The sequence below is a fragment of the Serratia sp. OS31 genome, from assembly GCF_014164835.1.
In the GTDB taxonomy this organism is placed as follows: domain Bacteria; phylum Pseudomonadota; class Gammaproteobacteria; order Enterobacterales; family Enterobacteriaceae; genus Serratia; species Serratia liquefaciens_A.
Map to the genome: position 1 here is coordinate 244331 of NZ_JACJFQ010000001.1, position 15945 is coordinate 260275.

General features: G+C 58.6%; 17 protein-coding genes. 12 read left to right on the forward strand and 5 right to left on the reverse strand.

All coding sequences use genetic code 11. The features are described from left to right. Window positions 1-69: 69 nt before the first annotated feature. On the forward strand, window positions 70-1017 hold the full coding sequence (treR, locus tag H5P17_RS01100) for a trehalose operon repressor TreR (RefSeq protein ID WP_182820871.1): 948 nt from the start codon (window positions 70-72) through the stop codon (window positions 1015-1017). Window positions 1018-1039: 22 nt separating this feature from the next. Here the strand turns inward: treR and H5P17_RS01105 are convergent, their stop codons facing one another. After that, on the reverse strand, window positions 1040-1453 hold the full coding sequence (locus H5P17_RS01105; RefSeq protein ID WP_182820873.1) for an Exc2 family lipoprotein: 414 nt from the start codon (window positions 1451-1453) through the stop codon (window positions 1040-1042). 334 nt (window positions 1454-1787) lie between these two features. Between H5P17_RS01105 and treB the strand changes: the two genes are divergently transcribed. After that, window positions 1788-3203: a PTS trehalose transporter subunit IIBC gene (gene treB / locus H5P17_RS01110; protein WP_044553999.1), complete on the forward strand. Its 1416-nt coding sequence runs from the start codon at window positions 1788-1790 to the stop codon at window positions 3201-3203. Window positions 3204-3259: 56 nt separating this feature from the next. Next, window positions 3260-4924, forward strand: a complete 1665-nt coding sequence (treC, locus tag H5P17_RS01115) for an alpha,alpha-phosphotrehalase (protein WP_182820875.1) — start codon at window positions 3260-3262, stop codon at window positions 4922-4924. Window positions 4925-4940: 16 nt separating this feature from the next. Here treC and H5P17_RS01120 read toward each other — a convergent pair whose 3' ends face one another. After that, window positions 4941-5477 (reverse strand): NAD(P)H-dependent oxidoreductase, encoded by a 537-nt coding sequence (locus H5P17_RS01120; RefSeq protein ID WP_182820877.1) that lies wholly within the window; start codon window positions 5475-5477, stop codon window positions 4941-4943. Between the two features lie 104 nt (window positions 5478-5581). Here H5P17_RS01120 and H5P17_RS01125 point away from each other — a divergent pair, with 104 nt between their 5' ends. The 3 genes from H5P17_RS01125 (at window position 5582) to nrdG (ending at window position 9464) form a co-directional block, all read left to right on the forward strand. Next, window positions 5582-6490, forward strand: a complete 909-nt coding sequence (locus H5P17_RS01125) for a LysR family transcriptional regulator (protein ID WP_182820879.1) — start codon at window positions 5582-5584, stop codon at window positions 6488-6490. A 283-nt stretch (window positions 6491-6773) separates the two neighbouring features. Continuing rightward, on the forward strand, window positions 6774-8912 hold the full coding sequence (nrdD, locus tag H5P17_RS01130) for an anaerobic ribonucleoside-triphosphate reductase (RefSeq protein ID WP_182820880.1): 2139 nt from the start codon (window positions 6774-6776) through the stop codon (window positions 8910-8912). 87 nt (window positions 8913-8999) lie between these two features. Beyond that, window positions 9000-9464 (forward strand): anaerobic ribonucleoside-triphosphate reductase-activating protein, encoded by a 465-nt coding sequence (nrdG, locus tag H5P17_RS01135; RefSeq protein WP_182820882.1) that lies wholly within the window; start codon window positions 9000-9002, stop codon window positions 9462-9464. Window positions 9465-9466: 2 nt separating this feature from the next. Here nrdG and H5P17_RS01140 read toward each other — a convergent pair whose 3' ends face one another. The 3 genes from H5P17_RS01140 to H5P17_RS01150 form a co-directional block, all read right to left on the reverse strand. Beyond that, window positions 9467-9745: a type II toxin-antitoxin system RelE/ParE family toxin gene (locus H5P17_RS01140; protein ID WP_182820884.1), complete on the reverse strand. Its 279-nt coding sequence runs from the start codon at window positions 9743-9745 to the stop codon at window positions 9467-9469. An 8-nt stretch (window positions 9746-9753) separates the two neighbouring features. Beyond that, the gene (locus H5P17_RS01145) at window positions 9754-10041 is read right to left on the reverse strand and encodes a type II toxin-antitoxin system RelB/DinJ family antitoxin (protein ID WP_020824985.1); all 288 of its coding nucleotides are present in this window, start codon (window positions 10039-10041) and stop codon (window positions 9754-9756) included. A gap of 104 nt (window positions 10042-10145) precedes the next feature. Further along, on the reverse strand, window positions 10146-11204 hold the full coding sequence (locus H5P17_RS01150) for a permease (protein WP_182820886.1): 1059 nt from the start codon (window positions 11202-11204) through the stop codon (window positions 10146-10148). 261 nt (window positions 11205-11465) lie between these two features. On the opposite strand from H5P17_RS01150, the gene phnF reads away from it, so the two are divergent. Genes phnF through phnK form a run of 6 tightly spaced genes read left to right on the forward strand, consistent with a single transcriptional unit; the run spans window position 11466 to window position 15945 of the window. Next, window positions 11466-12191: a phosphonate metabolism transcriptional regulator PhnF gene (gene phnF / locus H5P17_RS01155; protein WP_182821002.1), complete on the forward strand. Its 726-nt coding sequence runs from the start codon at window positions 11466-11468 to the stop codon at window positions 12189-12191. Further along, complete coding sequence (phnG, locus tag H5P17_RS01160) at window positions 12192-12635, forward strand: phosphonate C-P lyase system protein PhnG (RefSeq protein WP_182820888.1); 444 nt, start codon at window positions 12192-12194, stop codon at window positions 12633-12635. Between the two features lie 2 nt (window positions 12636-12637). Continuing rightward, the gene (gene phnH / locus H5P17_RS01165) at window positions 12638-13219 is read left to right on the forward strand and encodes a phosphonate C-P lyase system protein PhnH (RefSeq protein WP_182820890.1); all 582 of its coding nucleotides are present in this window, start codon (window positions 12638-12640) and stop codon (window positions 13217-13219) included. After that, window positions 13219-14304, forward strand: a complete 1086-nt coding sequence (locus tag H5P17_RS01170) for a carbon-phosphorus lyase complex subunit PhnI (protein ID WP_182820892.1) — start codon at window positions 13219-13221, stop codon at window positions 14302-14304. The genes phnH and H5P17_RS01170 overlap by 1 nt, the downstream gene beginning before the upstream one ends. Further along, complete coding sequence (locus H5P17_RS01175) at window positions 14297-15157, forward strand: alpha-D-ribose 1-methylphosphonate 5-phosphate C-P-lyase PhnJ (protein WP_020824979.1); 861 nt, start codon at window positions 14297-14299, stop codon at window positions 15155-15157. The genes H5P17_RS01170 and H5P17_RS01175 overlap by 8 nt, the downstream gene beginning before the upstream one ends. Next, complete coding sequence (phnK, locus tag H5P17_RS01180) at window positions 15157-15945, forward strand: phosphonate C-P lyase system protein PhnK (protein WP_020824978.1); 789 nt, start codon at window positions 15157-15159, stop codon at window positions 15943-15945. The genes H5P17_RS01175 and phnK overlap by 1 nt, the downstream gene beginning before the upstream one ends.

The following is a 15945-nucleotide window of genomic DNA, read 5'->3' on the forward strand; positions in this document are numbered from 1 at the left end:
AAGCTATGCTGACGGGCATTCAGCGTAGGCCGCCAGTCTACGCCTTTTAACCTCAACGAAAAGTAAACCATGCAAAACCGGCTGACCATCAAGGACATCGCACGCCTGAGCGGCGTAGGTAAATCCACCGTATCACGCGTGTTGAACAACGAAGGCAGCGTGAGCCCGCAAACCCGCGAACGGGTGGAAGCGGTGATCCGTCAGCAGGGATTTACCCCATCCAAATCGGCGCGCGCCATGCGCGGCCAGAGTGACAAAGTTGTCGGCATCATTGTTTCCCGTCTCGATTCGCCGTCAGAAAACCAGGCGGTACGTACCATGCTGCCGCTGCTGTATCAGCACGGTTTCGACCCTATCGTAATGGAAAGCCAGTTTGAAACCCGGCTGGTGGAAGAGCATCTGCATGTCCTTCAACAGCGCAACGTCGACGGGGTGATCCTGTTTGGCTTCACCGGCCTGACGGCTGCCATGCTCAGCCCATGGCAAGAAAAGATGGTGGTGCTGGCGCGGGAATACGACGGGTTTTCTTCGGTGTGCTACGACGACGACGGTGCCGTACGGCTGTTGATGGAACGCCTGCAAAAGCAGGGCCACCGCCATATCAGTTACTTGGGGGTGCAATTGTCGGATGCCACCACCGGTTTGCGCCGTCACCAGGCCTATCTGGACGCCTGCCGCGAACGGGGTATTTCCCCCCATGTGGCCTTGGGTGAATTGAGTTATCAGAGCGGCTTCCAGCTGGCGGCCTCAGCCATCGAACCGCAGACCACCGCGCTGGTGTGCGCCTCCGACACCATTGCCCTCGGCGCCATCAAATACCTGCAACAGCAGCAGATTGCGCCGCTGCAGGTGTGCGGCATCGGTAACACCCCGTTGCTTAACTTCTTGTTCCCCGAAACGTTCTCGGTCGATCTCGGCTACGGCAGCGCCGGACTGCAGGCTGCTCAACAGCTGCTGGGCCAGCTCAGCGGCGAACAAGGCCTCCGCCAGATCATCGTGCCAAGCAAACTCGCCTGACGGCGGAATTTGTAGGCAGTCCTCAAGGCCGCCCTTCGTAACCATCCCAGTAGGTTGCAACGGCGGCATCCAGCAGTATCTGGCGTTGTTTTTGCGGGTTATCCACTGAATATCGCTGATTGATAAATCTCCCTTTCTTCCCCATGTCACTCAGGAATTCTGGGCTGCGGAAATAGGCCTCCTGCTGCTGTGCCTGCTGCTGCGTTAGGCCCTTGGCCCGATCGGCTTTCCCCATTTGGTAAAACTGGTCAAAGAATGGGATAGCCGCTTTTATCGAATCCGGGATTTGGGTTCGCATTTCGGGGGAGAAATCTTCACGTGCCAACTGATAAACCGCATGTTTGGCGTGGCGTTCCGGGCTACTTTTTTGACTGGTACAGGCGCTCAGGAGCAGCGCGGTAAAGACGATAAGCAGTCGAGGCAATGTCAAAGTCATCATTCTTCCTTGAAAAAAGTGCGTGGTAATAGCACTCGTAGAGCGTATTGGTTTTAAAAATACAGGCGTGAGTGCCACTGATTTCAATCAACTTGTTGATTGTTAAGGCTGACAGTATAGCCACCATTGCGCCAGTTCAAGATAATATTACGAAATGTTACGGCTCGCGCTCAAATTTCCCCTGTTCAACAAGTGGTCATTTTTTTATCGTTTTGTGATCCTCGCCCCAAACCGGGAACGTTCCCATTCCATAAAAAAAGCGAAATGACTAAGCTTTGATCATCACTCGAACAACACCTCTGCGGCAGTCTCATCCCAAGAAAGGTATCTAATAATGGGCAAAGTAAAACAGCAGGATATCGATCGCCTGATTGTGCTGGTCGGCGGGCGCGAGAATATCGCCACCGTCAGCCATTGCATTACCAGGCTGCGTTTCGTTCTCAACGACCCAAGTCTTGCCAAACCAAAAGAAATCGAAGAGCTGCCGATGGTCAAAGGCTGCTTCACCAATGCCGGGCAGTTCCAGGTGGTGATTGGCCCGGAGGTCGGTGATTATTATCAGGCGTTGATTGCCACCACCGGCGTCAACGAGGCCGATAAAGAACAGGCCAAGGTGGCGGCGCGCCAGAACATGACCTGGAGCGAGCGTGCTATCTCCCACTTCGCCGAAATCTTCTTCCCGCTGCTGCCGGCGCTGATCAGCGGCGGTTTAATCCTTGGCTTCCGCAACGTGATCGGCGACATCCCGATGTCCGGCGGCCAAACGCTGGCGCAAATGCACCCGGCGTGGAAAACCATTTACGACTTCCTGTGGCTGCTCGGTGAAGCCATCTTCATGTTCCTGCCGGTCGCCATCTGTTGGTCAACGGTGAAAAAAATGGGCGGCACGCCGGTGCTTGGCATCGTGCTGGGCGTCACGCTGGTGTCCCCGCAGTTGATGAACTCCTATCAGCTCGGCCAGCAGATCCCGGAAGTGTGGAACTTCGGCTGGTTCACCATCCAGAAAGTCGGTTATCAGGCGCAGGTGATCCCGTCCATGCTGGCCGGTATGGCACTGGGCTGGATTGAAACCCGCTTGAAAAAGATCGTGCCGGATTACCTGTATCTGGTGGTGGTGCCGGTCGTTTCTCTGCTGCTGGCGGTGTTCCTGGCGCACGCCTTTATCGGCCCGTTCGGCCGCATGATTGGCGATGGCGTAGCCTGGGCGGTGAAAGCCGTCATGACCGGCAGCTTCGCGCCGATTGGGGCCGCACTGTTTGGTTTCCTGTATGCCCCGCTGGTGATCACCGGTGTGCATCAGACCACGCTGGCCATCGATATGCAGATGATCCAGAGCATGGGCGGCACGCCGGTTTGGCCACTGATTGCTCTGTCCAACATTGCTCAGGCATCTGCGGTGCTGGGTATCATCATCGTCAGCCGCAAGGCCAACGAACGTGAAATCTCGGTCCCGGCGGCCATCTCCGCCTACCTTGGCGTCACCGAACCGGCAATGTACGGGATCAACCTGAAATACCGTTTCCCTATGCTGTGCGCGATGATCGGCTCTGCCTTCGCCGGGCTGATCTGTGGCCTGGACGGCGTGATGGCCAACGGCATCGGCGTCGGCGGTTTGCCGGGCATCCTGTCGATCAAACCGCAGTTCTGGATGATTTACACGGTAGCGATCCTGGTGGCGGTCATTATCCCGCTGGTGCTGACCATCATGGTTTACAAACGCAAAGCCAGCCGCGGTGAGCTGCCGGTCTGATTAAAATGTAGGGGCCCGGCATGCCGGGCCCGTTGTCACGATTTAAAGGTATGACTATGAGCAATCCAATCCCCTGGTGGCAAAACGGCGTCATCTACCAAATCTACCCGAAGAGTTTTCAGGACAGCACCGGTAACGGCTACGGCAATCTGGCCGGTGTGACCCAGCGGCTGGACTATCTGCAGGAACTGGGCGTCGATGCGATCTGGCTGACGCCGGTGTATGTCTCCCCACAGGTGGATAACGGTTATGACGTAGCGGACTACTGCGCCATCGATCCGGCCTACGGCACCATGGAGGATTTCGACCGACTGATTGCCGCCGCCCACCAGCGCAGCATCCGCATCGTGATGGACATGGTGTTTAACCACACCTCAACCGAACACCCCTGGTTCAAAGCCTCGCAAGAACTGAACAGCCCCTTCCGCCAATTCTACGTCTGGCGCGATGGCGAAGGTGACGCGCCGCCGAACAACTGGCGTTCCAAATTTGGCGGTAATGCCTGGCAGTGGCATGCCGACAGCGGCCAGTATTACCTGCATCTGTTTGCCACCGAGCAGGCCGATCTCAACTGGGAACACCCGCCGGTCCGCGAAGAGTTGAAGAAAGTGTGCCAGTTCTGGGCCGACAAAGGCGTCGACGGCCTGCGCCTCGACGTGATTAACCTGGTTTCCAAGCAGCAGGATTTCCCGTCCGATCCTCAGGGGGACGGTCGCCGTTTCTATACCGACGGGCCGCGTATTCATGAGTTCCTGCAGGAGATGAGCCGCGACGTGTTCCAGCCGCGCGGCTTGATGACCGTGGGCGAAATGTCCTCCACCACCCTGGAGCATTGCCGGCAGTACGCTGCGCAAAGCGGTGAAGAGTTGTCGATGACCTTCAACTTCCACCATCTGAAAGTGGACTATGCCGGCGGCGAGAAATGGACGCTGACGGCGCCGGATTACGTTGAACTCAAACAGATTTTCCGCCACTGGCAGCAGGGCATGCACAACCAGGCCTGGAATGCGCTGTTCTGGTGTAACCACGATCAGCCACGTATCGTTTCGCGCTTCGGCGATGAAGGCGAACTGCGAGTACCGGCCGCAAAAATGCTGGCGATGGTGCTGCACGGCATGCAGGGCACTCCTTATATTTATCAGGGCGAAGAGCTTGGCATGACCAATCCCGGCTTTAGCACCATCGGGCAGTACCGCGATGTGGAAAGCCTGAACATGTACGCCGAACATAGCGCACAGGGCAAAAGTGACGCAGATCTGCTGGCGATCCTGGCCACTAAATCGCGCGATAACGGCCGCACGCCAATGCAGTGGAGTGCCGCGCCCAACGCCGGATTTACCCAGGGAACCCCGTGGATTGGCTGTGCGGAAAACTACTCGCAAATCAATGCTGAAGCGGCACTGGCCGATCTGGACTCGGTGTTTTACGCCTACCGTCAGTTAATCACCCTGCGCAAGCAGTATCCGCTGTTGACCCACGGCGACTATCAGGATCTGGCGCCCAGCCATCCGGCGCTGTGGTGCTACCAGCGCCGCTGGAACGGCCAACGCCTGCTGGTGGCAGCCAACCTCAGCCGCGAACCGCTGGCCTGGCAGGCGGAAGGCGTGGAACCTTCAGCGTTGTGGCGTCCGCTGATGAGCAATTACGCCGATGCGCCTACGCAGCCGCAGGCCATCACCCTGCGACCGTTCGAAGCGGTGTGGTGGCTGTTAGAGGACTAACCCCCAGGGCGTGGCCTCAGGCTGCGCCCTGCCCTTTTTTCAACAGAGCCACTACCCCGGCGGCCTCTTGCGCCAGACGCTCATCGCTCATGTCAAAAACGCCCTGCACCAGATGCGGCGGCAGATAATCCATGCCGGTCAGGTTGGCCATCGCATGGAACGGGCGCAGCAAATCCTCGACCGGATAGCGGTTATACCCTTCCGCCGTATAGGCCTGCTGATTGCCGCCGGTGGTAACCACCAGTTGCAAGGGCTTGCCGTGCAGCTGGGTGCCTTCACTGCCGTAAGCGAAACCGTGGGTTAATACCGCATCCTGCCATTCGCTGAGAATGGCCGGTGAGCTGTACCAGTAGAACGGGAACAGCATCACCACCGCATCATGGTTTTGCAGCAGCTCTTGCTCACGCGCCACGTCGATTTGATAGTCCGGGTAGGCACGCATCAGTTCGTGGACAGTGACGTCCGGCAAAGGACGAAGCGCTTCGATCAACGCTTTGTTGATGCGTGATTCGTCGGGAAAACGGTGGGCGGTCAACACTAAAATACGCGACATAAAGGATCCTTGATTAAGATTTGATAACGCATTTTTCCATTTCCAGCGCCGCGGGTGTAGGCTGTGAATGGTCACTTCAATTTCAACTGAAAGTATCAACCACTATGTCGCTGCCCTTTGACGTGCACCGCCTGCTGCCGGCCTTCCTCGCGGCCGCCCAGGCGCAGAATTTCTCCGCCGCCGCGCGCCAACTGGGCGTCACCCCGGCGGCGGTCAGTAAAAATATCCGCGTGCTGGAAGAAAAGCTGGCGCTGCGGTTGTTCCAGCGTAATACCCACAACGTGGTGCTCACCGACGAAGGCAAGGTGCTGTTGCAGCAGGTGGCGCCGCTGTGGCAGGCGCTGTCTGCCACGCTGGAAGCTGCCGGTAGCGCGCAGCAGGCCCCTTCCGGCACGGTGCGCGTCAGCATGATCCCCGGCTTCGGCCGCCAGATCCTGATGCCGTTGATCCCGCAATTCCTGGAACGTTATCCGCAGATCGATCTCGATCTCTCACTGGATGCCCGGGTGGTCAATCTGGTGGGCGAAGGGTTTGACGTCGGCATCGGCAGCCGGGTCGATCCCGACAGTCGGCTGGTGGCGCGGCCACTGTATCCGATGCAGATGGTAGTGGCGGCCTCGCCCGACTATCTTGCGCAGCACGGCACGCCGCAGGATCCTGACGATCTGCTGCAACATAATTGCCTGCTGCACCGTAACCCGGCTAGCGGCCGCAGCGTAAAATGGCCGTTGCACAGGCATGGCGAAGCCAAAACGCTGGAACTGCATGGCCGGCTGGTGGCCAGTCGGCCGGAGATGTTACTGGATGCGGCGCTGGCCGGGTTGGGCATCGTCTGTCTGGCGCGTTGGTATGCGGAGCATCACTTTGCGCAGGGCACTCTACTGCCGGTGCTGGCAGAATGCTGGCCGCGGCCAACCCAACTGTGGTTGTACTATGCCTCCGCCGATCTGCCCCCGCGAGTGCGCGTCTGGGTGGAGTTCCTGCTCGAACATTTCCACTCTCGTCCGGCCTGAGCATTCAGGCCGAAATTAACGTCTGTACAGCTTGCGCGCGCTCTTTCATTTTCTTTGTCCTACGTCAAAAGAACTCCATCAACATCTATATATAGTGCATCAAGAAACGACAGCACCTATATATAGTAGTTATCCACAAAATCATCCACACGTCGCCTCAGCCCTTGCGTGCTGCGGCATTGCCCTGTGGATAAGCTGAAATCATACCGATACCCGATAGCTTTCAGGCAGAAATCTGCAAGGCAGGGCATCAACGCTCCCTCGGGGAACAAGGAGTAACAACGTGAAACCAGTAGTGATTAAACGGGACGGTTGTCAGGTACCTTTTGACGAGGCACGTATTGGGCAAGCCATCGAGCGGGCCGCGCTGGCCGTGGGGATCGTCGATGCGGACTACTGCGCAACCGTCGCCCGCGTAGTCGCTCAGCAGATATCACAGCAGCCGCGCGTCGATATCCATGAAATCCAGCGGGCGGTAGAAAACCAGCTAATGGCCGGCGAGTACAAGCAGCTGGCGCGGGCCTATATTGAGTATCGTCACGATCGCGACGTCGCGCGCGAACTGCGTGGACGGCTGAACCAGGAGATCCGCGGCCTGGTAGAGCAAAGCAACGTGGCGCTGCTCAATGAAAACGCCAATAAAGACAGCAAGGTGATCCCCACCCAGCGCGATCTGCTGGCCGGGATCGTCGCCAAGCACTATGCCAAGCAGCATATCCTGCCGCGTGACGTGGTGCTGGCCCATGAGCGAGGCGAGATCCACTACCACGATCTCGACTACTCGCCATTCTTCCCGATGTTCAACTGCATGCTGATCGACCTGAAGGGCATGCTGACCAACGGCTTCAAGATGGGTAACGCAGAGATTGAACCCCCGAAGTCGATCTCCACCGCTACCGCAGTGACCGCGCAAATCATCGCGCAGGTAGCCAGCCATATTTATGGCGGTACCACCATTAACCGTATCGACGAGATCCTGGCGCCGTTCGTCACCGAAAGCTTTAACAAACACCAGCAGGTCGCCGAACAGTGGCAGATCCCGGATGCGCAAGGTTATGCCATGGCGCGCACCGAAAAAGAGTGTTATGACGCCTTCCAGTCGCTGGAATACGAGGTCAACACCCTGCACACCGCCAATGGCCAGACGCCGTTCGTCACCTTTGGTTTCGGGCTGGGGACCTCCTGGGAATCACGATTGATCCAACGTTCTATCCTGAGTAACCGCATTGCCGGGCTGGGCAAAAACCGTAAGACGGCGGTGTTCCCTAAACTGGTGTTCGCCATCCGCGACGGCCTGAATCATCAGTACGGCGATCCGAACTACGACATCAAGCAGTTGGCGTTGGAATGCGCCAGCAAGCGCATGTACCCAGACATTCTCAATTACGATCAGGTGGTGAAAGTCACCGGCTCGTTCAAAACGCCGATGGGCTGCCGCAGCTTCCTCGGCACTTACGAAGAAGAGGGCGAGCTGGTACACGATGGCCGCAACAATATCGGCGTGATCAGCCTGAACCTGCCGCGCATTGCGCTGGAAGCGATGGGGGATGAAAGCCGTTTTTGGCGTCTGTTGGATCAACGCTTGCTGCTGGCGAAAAAAGCGCTGATGACGCGCATCGCCCGGCTGGAAGGTATCAAGGCGCGCGTGGCCCCTATTTTGTATATGGAAGGTGCCTGCGGCGTACGCCTGAAGGCAGACGACAACATTGCCGAGATCTTCAAAAATGGCCGCGCGTCGATCTCGCTGGGCTATATCGGCCTGCATGAAACCATCAACGCCCTGTTCGGCAACGAACAACACGTATACGACGATGAAGCGCTGCGCGCCAAAGCGATCGCTATCGTTGCGCACCTGCGGGCCGCCACGGAAAGTTGGAAGGCAGAGACCGGTTACGGCTTTAGCCTGTACAGCACGCCAAGCGAAAACCTGTGCGATCGCTTCTGCCGGCTCGATACCGCCGATTTCGGCGTGGTGCCGGGCGTGACCGACAAAGGCTATTACACCAACAGCTTCCACCTCGACGTAGAGAAAAAGGTCAATCCTTACGACAAGCTGGATTTTGAGGCTCCCTATCCGCCATTGGCCAACGGCGGTTTCATCTGTTACGGCGAATACCCGAACCTGCAGCACAACCTGAAAGCGCTCGAAGACGTGTGGGATTACAGCTACAGCCGCGTGCCCTATTACGGCACCAACACGCCCATCGACGAATGCTACGAGTGCGGTTTTACCGGAGAATTTTCCTGCACCAGCAAGGGCTTCACCTGCCCGAAATGCGGTAACCACGAGCCGTCCAAGGTCTCCGTCACCCGCCGGGTGTGCGGTTATCTCGGCAGCCCGGACGCCAGGCCGTTCAATGCCGGCAAGCAAGAAGAGGTGAAACGCCGGGTGAAACACCTGGGGAACGGGCAGATCGGCTGACGCCGGACTGCTGTCGGTCGGGGCGCGGCCAACCGCGCCTGCTATCCGGGCTCAGCCTGCTGAGCCCCTACCTTCAGAAAGCGAAAGATGAATTATCACCAGTACTACCCCATCGATGTCGTCAACGGCCCCGGTACCCGCTGCACGCTGTTTGTTGCCGGCTGCGTGCACCAGTGTCCCGGCTGTTACAACAAAAGCACCTGGCGGCTTAACTCCGGCCAGCCTTTTACCCAGGCGATGGAAGACCAATTGATTGCCGACCTGAACGATAAGCGCATTCCACGCCAGGGGCTGTCGCTGTCCGGTGGCGATCCCCTGCACCCCGCCAACGTCGCGGCGGTGCTGCAACTGGTGAAACGGGTACGCGCAGAATGCCCCGGCAAGGATATCTGGCTGTGGACCGGCTACCGGCTGGCGGAGCTGGATGCGCAGCAAATGCAGATAGTGGACAGGATTAACGTGTTGATTGACGGCAAGTTTGTGCAGGACTTAAAAGATCCGGCGCTGATTTGGCGCGGCAGCGCTAATCAGGTGGTGCATAAGCTGCGTTAGTTCTATATGTCAGGGAATTTCTCTCGTTGATGAGCAACGGCTAAAACCTTAATCACGTCGTCAACAACAACGTATAAAACTAATAATGAAGCCTGGCTGACCAATAACTTACGCGCCTGTCTGTACCAAATTTTACCGAGTTCAGGGTAATCCAACAGGCGCCTCACTGCCTTATCAATCTCAGCATCAGCCTGCTCAGCAGCCTGCAGATTAAAAGGATAGAGAAAATCAAAAATACGTTCCCTGTCCCGTAGCGCTTCTTCATCCCATTCGACACGCATAACGATCCTTATTTTCGGTCGTATTTCGCTCGGACTTTTGCCTTAAAGGCATCCATGCTTTCATCAACCTGTTGTTGGTCAAGATAGACCGCGCTTCCTTCATGCAAACGGGCAAAAGCGGCATCAACCTTTTCTTTCAACCAATTCTCATGTTGCTCAGTTGCCCGTTGCTCATCTGCCATTTGCTCAGCCAAACGTCTACATGCCTCACTCAAAGTGATCCCCTTGGCTTCTGCGGCTTTCTGCGCCAAACGTTTAGTCTCATCCTCAATGCGAAACTGGATACGGCTTTCCATCTTGATACTCCTGCATTCGCTCAATAATTAACAACTGAAAACCTGTCAACGTTAGCACATTTGTGACAACACAAATACGAATGAAAGACTATTTATTAAACAATTTATACCAACCCCATTCCTACCACGCCCGTGACGATCCCACACAGCGCAACCAGCAGCGCCGTCAGGCACAGTGCCTTGGCAGAGAAGGCCTTGTTCAGCATCAGCAAAGAAGACAGGCTGACCGCCGGCAGGGTCATCAACAGCGCCAGCGCCGGGCCAGTGCCCATGCCCGCCAGCATCAGGGTCTGCACATTCGGGATTTCCGCCGCCGTCGGGATCACGAACAGGCAACCGGCGATCGCCAGGCCAATAATCCACAGCAAACTATTATCTATCGCCCCATCGGCATGCGGGAACAGCCAAACACGCGCGGCCCCTAGCGCCAACACTGCCAGAATGTAGACAGGTATGGTTGACCAGAACAGCGACCACAGCGCCCTGAGCCAGCGGCCGAAAAACGGCCTTTCGTCAGCTTTATCCAGCGACAGCAGCGGCGTTGGCAAAGCCGCCGGTTGCGCATCCCTGGCGGTGGCCCGCTGCACCAGCCAGGCGATGCCCAGCACCATGATCACCCCAGCCACCAGCCGGATTGCGGCAAACTGCCAGCCGAGCACAAAGCCCATGAAAATCAGCGTCGCCGGATTCAGCACCGGGTTACTCAACCAGAACGCCATCGCCGCACCGCTGGACACCGACTGACGCCGTAATCCGGCGGCTACCGGCGCAGCGCAGCAGGTGCACATCATGCCCGGCAGTGCGATCACCGCACCCAGCAAAGTGCCGGAAAAACGCGGATGACCGAGCGTGCGCATCAACCAGTCGCGTGGGATCAGCACCTGCACCAGCGAACCCAGCAGTACGCCAAGCACCGCCGCCTTCCACACCGCCGTGAAATAGACCAGCGCGTAGTGCCAGGCCGCCAGCCACGGGCTGCTGTCGTCGTTGACCAGTATCGATTTGCCGATGGAATGCGTGTCCGCCGCCAGAAAGGCCTTGCCGTAGTAAGGCTGCCATTTGACGTAGTAGAGGCCGATGGCCACCACCAGCAGAAACAGCGCCGGTTTCCACCACGGCCAAGGGCGCGCGCGGTGTTCAGTTGCAGTCAGGGGATGTGGCATGGGATCAGGTTAACTCGGTTCAATCATCAATAGCGTCAGCTTAGCGCGCTGCGGCTCCCTGCGCATCATCTGCCTGTCCAAAATAGTTCATCTGTTCGCCACCGACGCGTAACGCGATTGTCATCTGACGCCTGCAAGATGATGCCAACTTCACCACGGGACCTGCCCGTCGTCTTCCAAGCCGCAGGGTAAGCACCGTAAGACACGCCGATAAACCGCATATTTTTTATGTCGTTATGGCCACCGAGGTTTTTTATTATGATGGACTTATCTAGACATCCGACCAGTTACCCCACCCGCTATCAGCAAATCGCCGCACAGCTGGAACAAGAGCTGCGCACCCAATACCGCTGCGGCGACTACCTGCCTTCCGAGCAGCAATTGGCGGAACGCTATCAGGTCAATCGCCATACCCTGCGTCGTGCAGTCGATCAATTGGTGGAGCGCGGCTGGCTGCAACGCCGGCACGGGATCGGCATTCTGGTGTTGATGCGCCCCTACGACTACCCGTTGCATGCCAATACCCGCTTCAGTCAGAACCTGTTCGAGCAGGGAAGTCACCCCACCAGTGAGCGCTTACTCGCGGTGCTACGCCCATGCAATGGGCATGTTGCCAGCGCCTTGTCGCGGGAAGAAGGCGAAACGGTGATCCACCTTCGCACTTTGCGCCGGGTCAACGGCGTACCGATGAGCCTGATCGACCACTATCTGCCCGATCTGGACTGGTGGCCGGCGCTCCAGCAGTTCCACAGCGGTTCGCTGCACGAATTTATCGAATCAAACATCCACCAGCCGCTGACCCGCAGCCAGACACGCATCAGTGCGCGCCGAGCTCAGGCCAAAGAGAGCCGGATGCTGGAAATTGCCACTCAGGCGCCGCTGCTGTGCGTGCGCACCCTGAACGTCTGCACCGGCAGCGACAACGTGGCGGAATACTCCGTCAGCCTGGCGCGCGCCGACATGATTGAACTGACGATGGAGCACTAAATGCAAGCCTTACAGCCGAGACAACGCTGGATGTCGGTACTGGCGCACAGCCAGCCGGCCCAGTTGCGCAGCCACTGGCAGGCGCTGAATATCAACCCGCGTTACCAGAGCATCCGCGCACCGGAAATTGGCCTGACGCAGTTGCAGGGGCGCATGGGCGCCACCGGCCGCCGCTTCGTCTTGGGCGACATGACCGTCACCCGTGCAGTGGTACAGCTCGAAAGCGGCGGCTATGGCTACAGCTATATCGCCGGGCGCGACAAGGCGCATGCCGAACTCTGCGCGCTGCTGGATGCCCTGCTGCAACTGCCGGAACAGGCCGAATTGCTGCAACAACAGCTGATAGAGCCGCTGGCCGCGCTGCAACACGAGCAACGCCAGCTGCGTGCCCGGGCCGTCGCCTCCAGCCGGGTGGACTTCTTTACGCTGGTGCGAGGGGATTAATCATGAGCCTACTGACAGGTTTTACCCAGCCAATCGACCAATCTCAGCAGACTTTTCGTTTGATTCTTAAGGCGTTAAGCGAACCTGGACATCTGGTCACCCTGCAAGGTAGCCCGACTTGGGACAGGCTGAATGCCGCCAGCACCGCCGCCTTGCTGACCCTGACGGATCAGGAAACCCCGATCCAGCTGAGTCCGGAGCTAGAAAGTGAGCAAGCGCTAACAAACATTCGTTTCCACAGCGGAGCCCCCCTGGCCGACCGCGCCGAAGAGGTTTGTTTCGCACTGTTCGATACGCAACTGCAGGCGGCGGATTTACAGAGGCTGCCGCACGGCAGTGAAATTTCTCCCGAGTTCAGCGCTACGGTGATTGTGCAGTTGGCGAGCCTGGAACAAGGCACGCCACTGCGCCTGACCGGGCCTGGCATCAAACATCAACGGATTATTGCACCGCAGCTTCCGCCGGCGCTGCTGGATTACCTGCTTAACCGCCCGCAGCGCTTCCCGCTGGGGCTGGATTTCCTGCTGACCTGCGGCGAGCGCCTGTTGGCGTTACCGCGAACCACCCATGTGGAGGTGTGCTGATGTACGTTGCCGTTAAAGGGGGCGAAAAAGCCATTGAGGCCGCCCATCAGTTACAAGAACAGCTGCGGCGCGGCGACAACAGCGTGCCGGAGCTTGGCACACTGCAGATTGAGCAACAGCTGGGGCTGGCCGTGGATCGGGTCATGACCGAGGGCGGTATCTACGATCCCGAGCTGGCGGCGTTGGCCATCAAGCAGGCGAGCGGCGATCTGGTCGAGGCCATTTTTCTGCTGCGCGCCTACCGTACCACCCTGCCACGCCTGGCGATCGGCGAACCGCTGGCGACAGAAAACATGCGACTGGAGCGTCGTATCTCGGCGGTTTACAAGGACTTGCCCGGCGGGCAGGTGCTGGGGCCAACCTACGATTACACCCACCGGCTGTTGGATTTCGCGTTGCTGGCAGAAGGCGAAGCCCCCCGCGCACCGCAGGCCGACGAACCTTTGCCGGAAAACTGTGCCCACGTCTTTGATCTGCTCAGTCAACAACAGCTGGCATTGGCGGAGCGGGACGACGGCAGCATTCCGGACGATATCACCCGTAATCCTCCGGTTTACCCCTGCTCGCGCTCAGCCCGCCTGCAGCAATTGGTGCGCGGTGACGAAGGCTTTTTACTGGCGCTGAGCTACTCCACCCAACGTGGCTATGGCCGTACCCACCCGTTCGCCGGTGAGATCCGCACTGGCTATGTTTCAGCGGAGATCACGCCAGAAGAGCTGGGTTTCACCATTGATATCGGCGAGATCCTGCTAACCGAATGCGAAATGGTTAACGGCTTTATCGATCCGGTTGACCAGCCGCCGCATTTCACCCGCGGCTATGGTCTGGTATTTGGCCGCGCCGAACGCAAGGCGATGGCAATGGCACTGGTAGACCGTGCACTGCAAAGCCCCGAGTACGACGAAGGCATCGCCAGCCCGGCGCAGGACGAAGAGTTCGTGCTGGCCCATGCCGATAACGTCGAAGCCGCCGGCTTTGTTTCCCACCTTAAACTGCCGCACTACGTCGATTTCCAGGCCGAGCTGGAACTGCTCAAGCGTCTGCGCCAGGAATTTAGCGAGCGTCAGGAGGCCCGCGATGAGTGAAGTATTAACCGGCTATAACCTGGGTTATCTGGACGAGCAAACCAAACGCATGATCCGTCGCGCCATTTTGAAGGCCATCGCCATCCCCGGTTATCAGGTGCCGTTCGGCGGCCGCGAAATGCCGATGCCCTACGGCTGGGGCACCGGCGGCATTCAGTTGACCGCCAGCGTGATTGGCCGTGCTGACGTGCTGAAGGTGATTGACCAGGGCGCCGACGACACCACCAACGCCGTGTCGATTCGCCGCTTCTTCCAGCGCGTCGCCGGGGTCGCCACCACCGAGCGCACGCCCGAGGCCACGCTGATCCAGACCCGCCACCGCATTCCGGAAACCGCGCTGCGCGAAGACCAGATCCTGATTTATCAGGTACCGATCCCTGAGCCGCTGCGCTTTATCGAACCGCGAGAAACCGAGACCCGTAAAATGCATGCGCTGGAAGAGTATGGCGTGATGCAGGTGAAGCTGTATGAAGACATCGCGCGCTACGGCCACATCGCCACTACCTACGCCTATCCGGTGAAGGTCAATGACCGCTACGTGATGGATCCGTCGCCGATCCCCAAATTCGATAACCCGAAAATGCACATGATGCCGGCGCTGCAGCTGTTCGGTGCCGGACGCGAGAAACGCATCTATGCCCTGCCGCCCTTTACCAAAGTGGAGAGCCTGGACTTCGACGATCATCCGTTCAGCGTGCAGCAGTGGGACGAGCCCTGCGCGCTGTGCGGCTCGCGCCACAGTTATCTGGACGAAGTGGTGCTCGATGACCAGGGCAACCGCATGTTCGTCTGCTCCGATACCGATTACTGCCAGCAGCAACTGGCGCAACCTTCGCAAGAGGCGCAGCACTGATGACTTCCACCCCTCTGAGCACCACGCCGCTGCTGTCGGTGGCTAACCTGACCCACCTGTACGCGCCGGGCAAAGGCTTTAGCGACGTGTCTTTCGATATCTACCCCGGTGAAGTGCTGGGTATCGTCGGCGAATCCGGCTCCGGCAAAACCACCCTGCTGAAGTCGATCTCTGCGCGACTGGCGCCGCAGCAAGGGCAGATCCTCTACCGTCCGCAGGCCGGACAACAGCATGATTTATATGCGATGGCGGAGAGCGATCGCCGCCGCCTGCTGCGCACCGACTGGGGCGTGGTGCATCAGCACCCGCTCGACGGGCTGCGGCCCAAGGTTTCCGCCGGCGGCAACATCGGCGAACGGCTGATGGCTATCGGCCAGCGTCACTATGGCGACATCCGCCGTCAGGCCGGACAGTGGCTGGAAGACGTCGAGATCCCGCTGTCGCGCCTTGACGATCTGCCGACCACCTTTTCCGGCGGTATGCAGCAACGCTTGCAGATCGCCCGCAATCTGGTGACCCACCCGAAGCTGGTGTTTATGGACGAACCCACCGGTGGGCTGGACGTTTCGGTGCAGGCGCGGCTGCTCGATCTGCTGCGCACCCTGGTGGTGGAAATGCAGCTGGCTGCGGTAATTGTCACCCACGATCTCGGCGTGGCGCGCCTGCTGGCGCACCGCTTGCTGGTGATGAAACAGGGCGAGGTGGTGGAAAGCGGCCTGACCGACCGGGTGCTGGACGATCCGCACCATCCTTATACCCAACTGCTGGTTTCTTCGGTGCTGTCGTAA

Coding starts and splice junctions, on each gene's coding strand:
- treR (WP_182820871.1), top strand. CDS start 70: ATGCAAAACCGGCTGACCATCAAGGACATCGCACGCCTGAGCGGCGTA.
- H5P17_RS01105 (WP_182820873.1), bottom strand. CDS start 1,453: ATGACTTTGACATTGCCTCGACTGCTTATCGTCTTTACCGCGCTGCTC.
- treB (WP_044553999.1), top strand. CDS start 1,788: ATGGGCAAAGTAAAACAGCAGGATATCGATCGCCTGATTGTGCTGGTC.
- treC (WP_182820875.1), top strand. CDS start 3,260: ATGAGCAATCCAATCCCCTGGTGGCAAAACGGCGTCATCTACCAAATC.
- H5P17_RS01120 (WP_182820877.1), bottom strand. CDS start 5,477: ATGTCGCGTATTTTAGTGTTGACCGCCCACCGTTTTCCCGACGAATCA.
- H5P17_RS01125 (WP_182820879.1), top strand. CDS start 5,582: ATGTCGCTGCCCTTTGACGTGCACCGCCTGCTGCCGGCCTTCCTCGCG.
- nrdG (WP_182820882.1), top strand. CDS start 9,000: ATGAATTATCACCAGTACTACCCCATCGATGTCGTCAACGGCCCCGGT.
- H5P17_RS01140 (WP_182820884.1), bottom strand. CDS start 9,745: ATGCGTGTCGAATGGGATGAAGAAGCGCTACGGGACAGGGAACGTATT.
- H5P17_RS01145 (WP_020824985.1), bottom strand. CDS start 10,041: ATGGAAAGCCGTATCCAGTTTCGCATTGAGGATGAGACTAAACGTTTG.
- H5P17_RS01150 (WP_182820886.1), bottom strand. CDS start 11,204: ATGCCACATCCCCTGACTGCAACTGAACACCGCGCGCGCCCTTGGCCG.
- phnF (WP_182821002.1), top strand. CDS start 11,466: ATGGACTTATCTAGACATCCGACCAGTTACCCCACCCGCTATCAGCAA.
- phnG (WP_182820888.1), top strand. CDS start 12,192: ATGCAAGCCTTACAGCCGAGACAACGCTGGATGTCGGTACTGGCGCAC.
- phnH (WP_182820890.1), top strand. CDS start 12,638: ATGAGCCTACTGACAGGTTTTACCCAGCCAATCGACCAATCTCAGCAG.
- H5P17_RS01170 (WP_182820892.1), top strand. CDS start 13,219: ATGTACGTTGCCGTTAAAGGGGGCGAAAAAGCCATTGAGGCCGCCCAT.
- H5P17_RS01175 (WP_020824979.1), top strand. CDS start 14,297: ATGAGTGAAGTATTAACCGGCTATAACCTGGGTTATCTGGACGAGCAA.
- phnK (WP_020824978.1), top strand. CDS start 15,157: ATGACTTCCACCCCTCTGAGCACCACGCCGCTGCTGTCGGTGGCTAAC.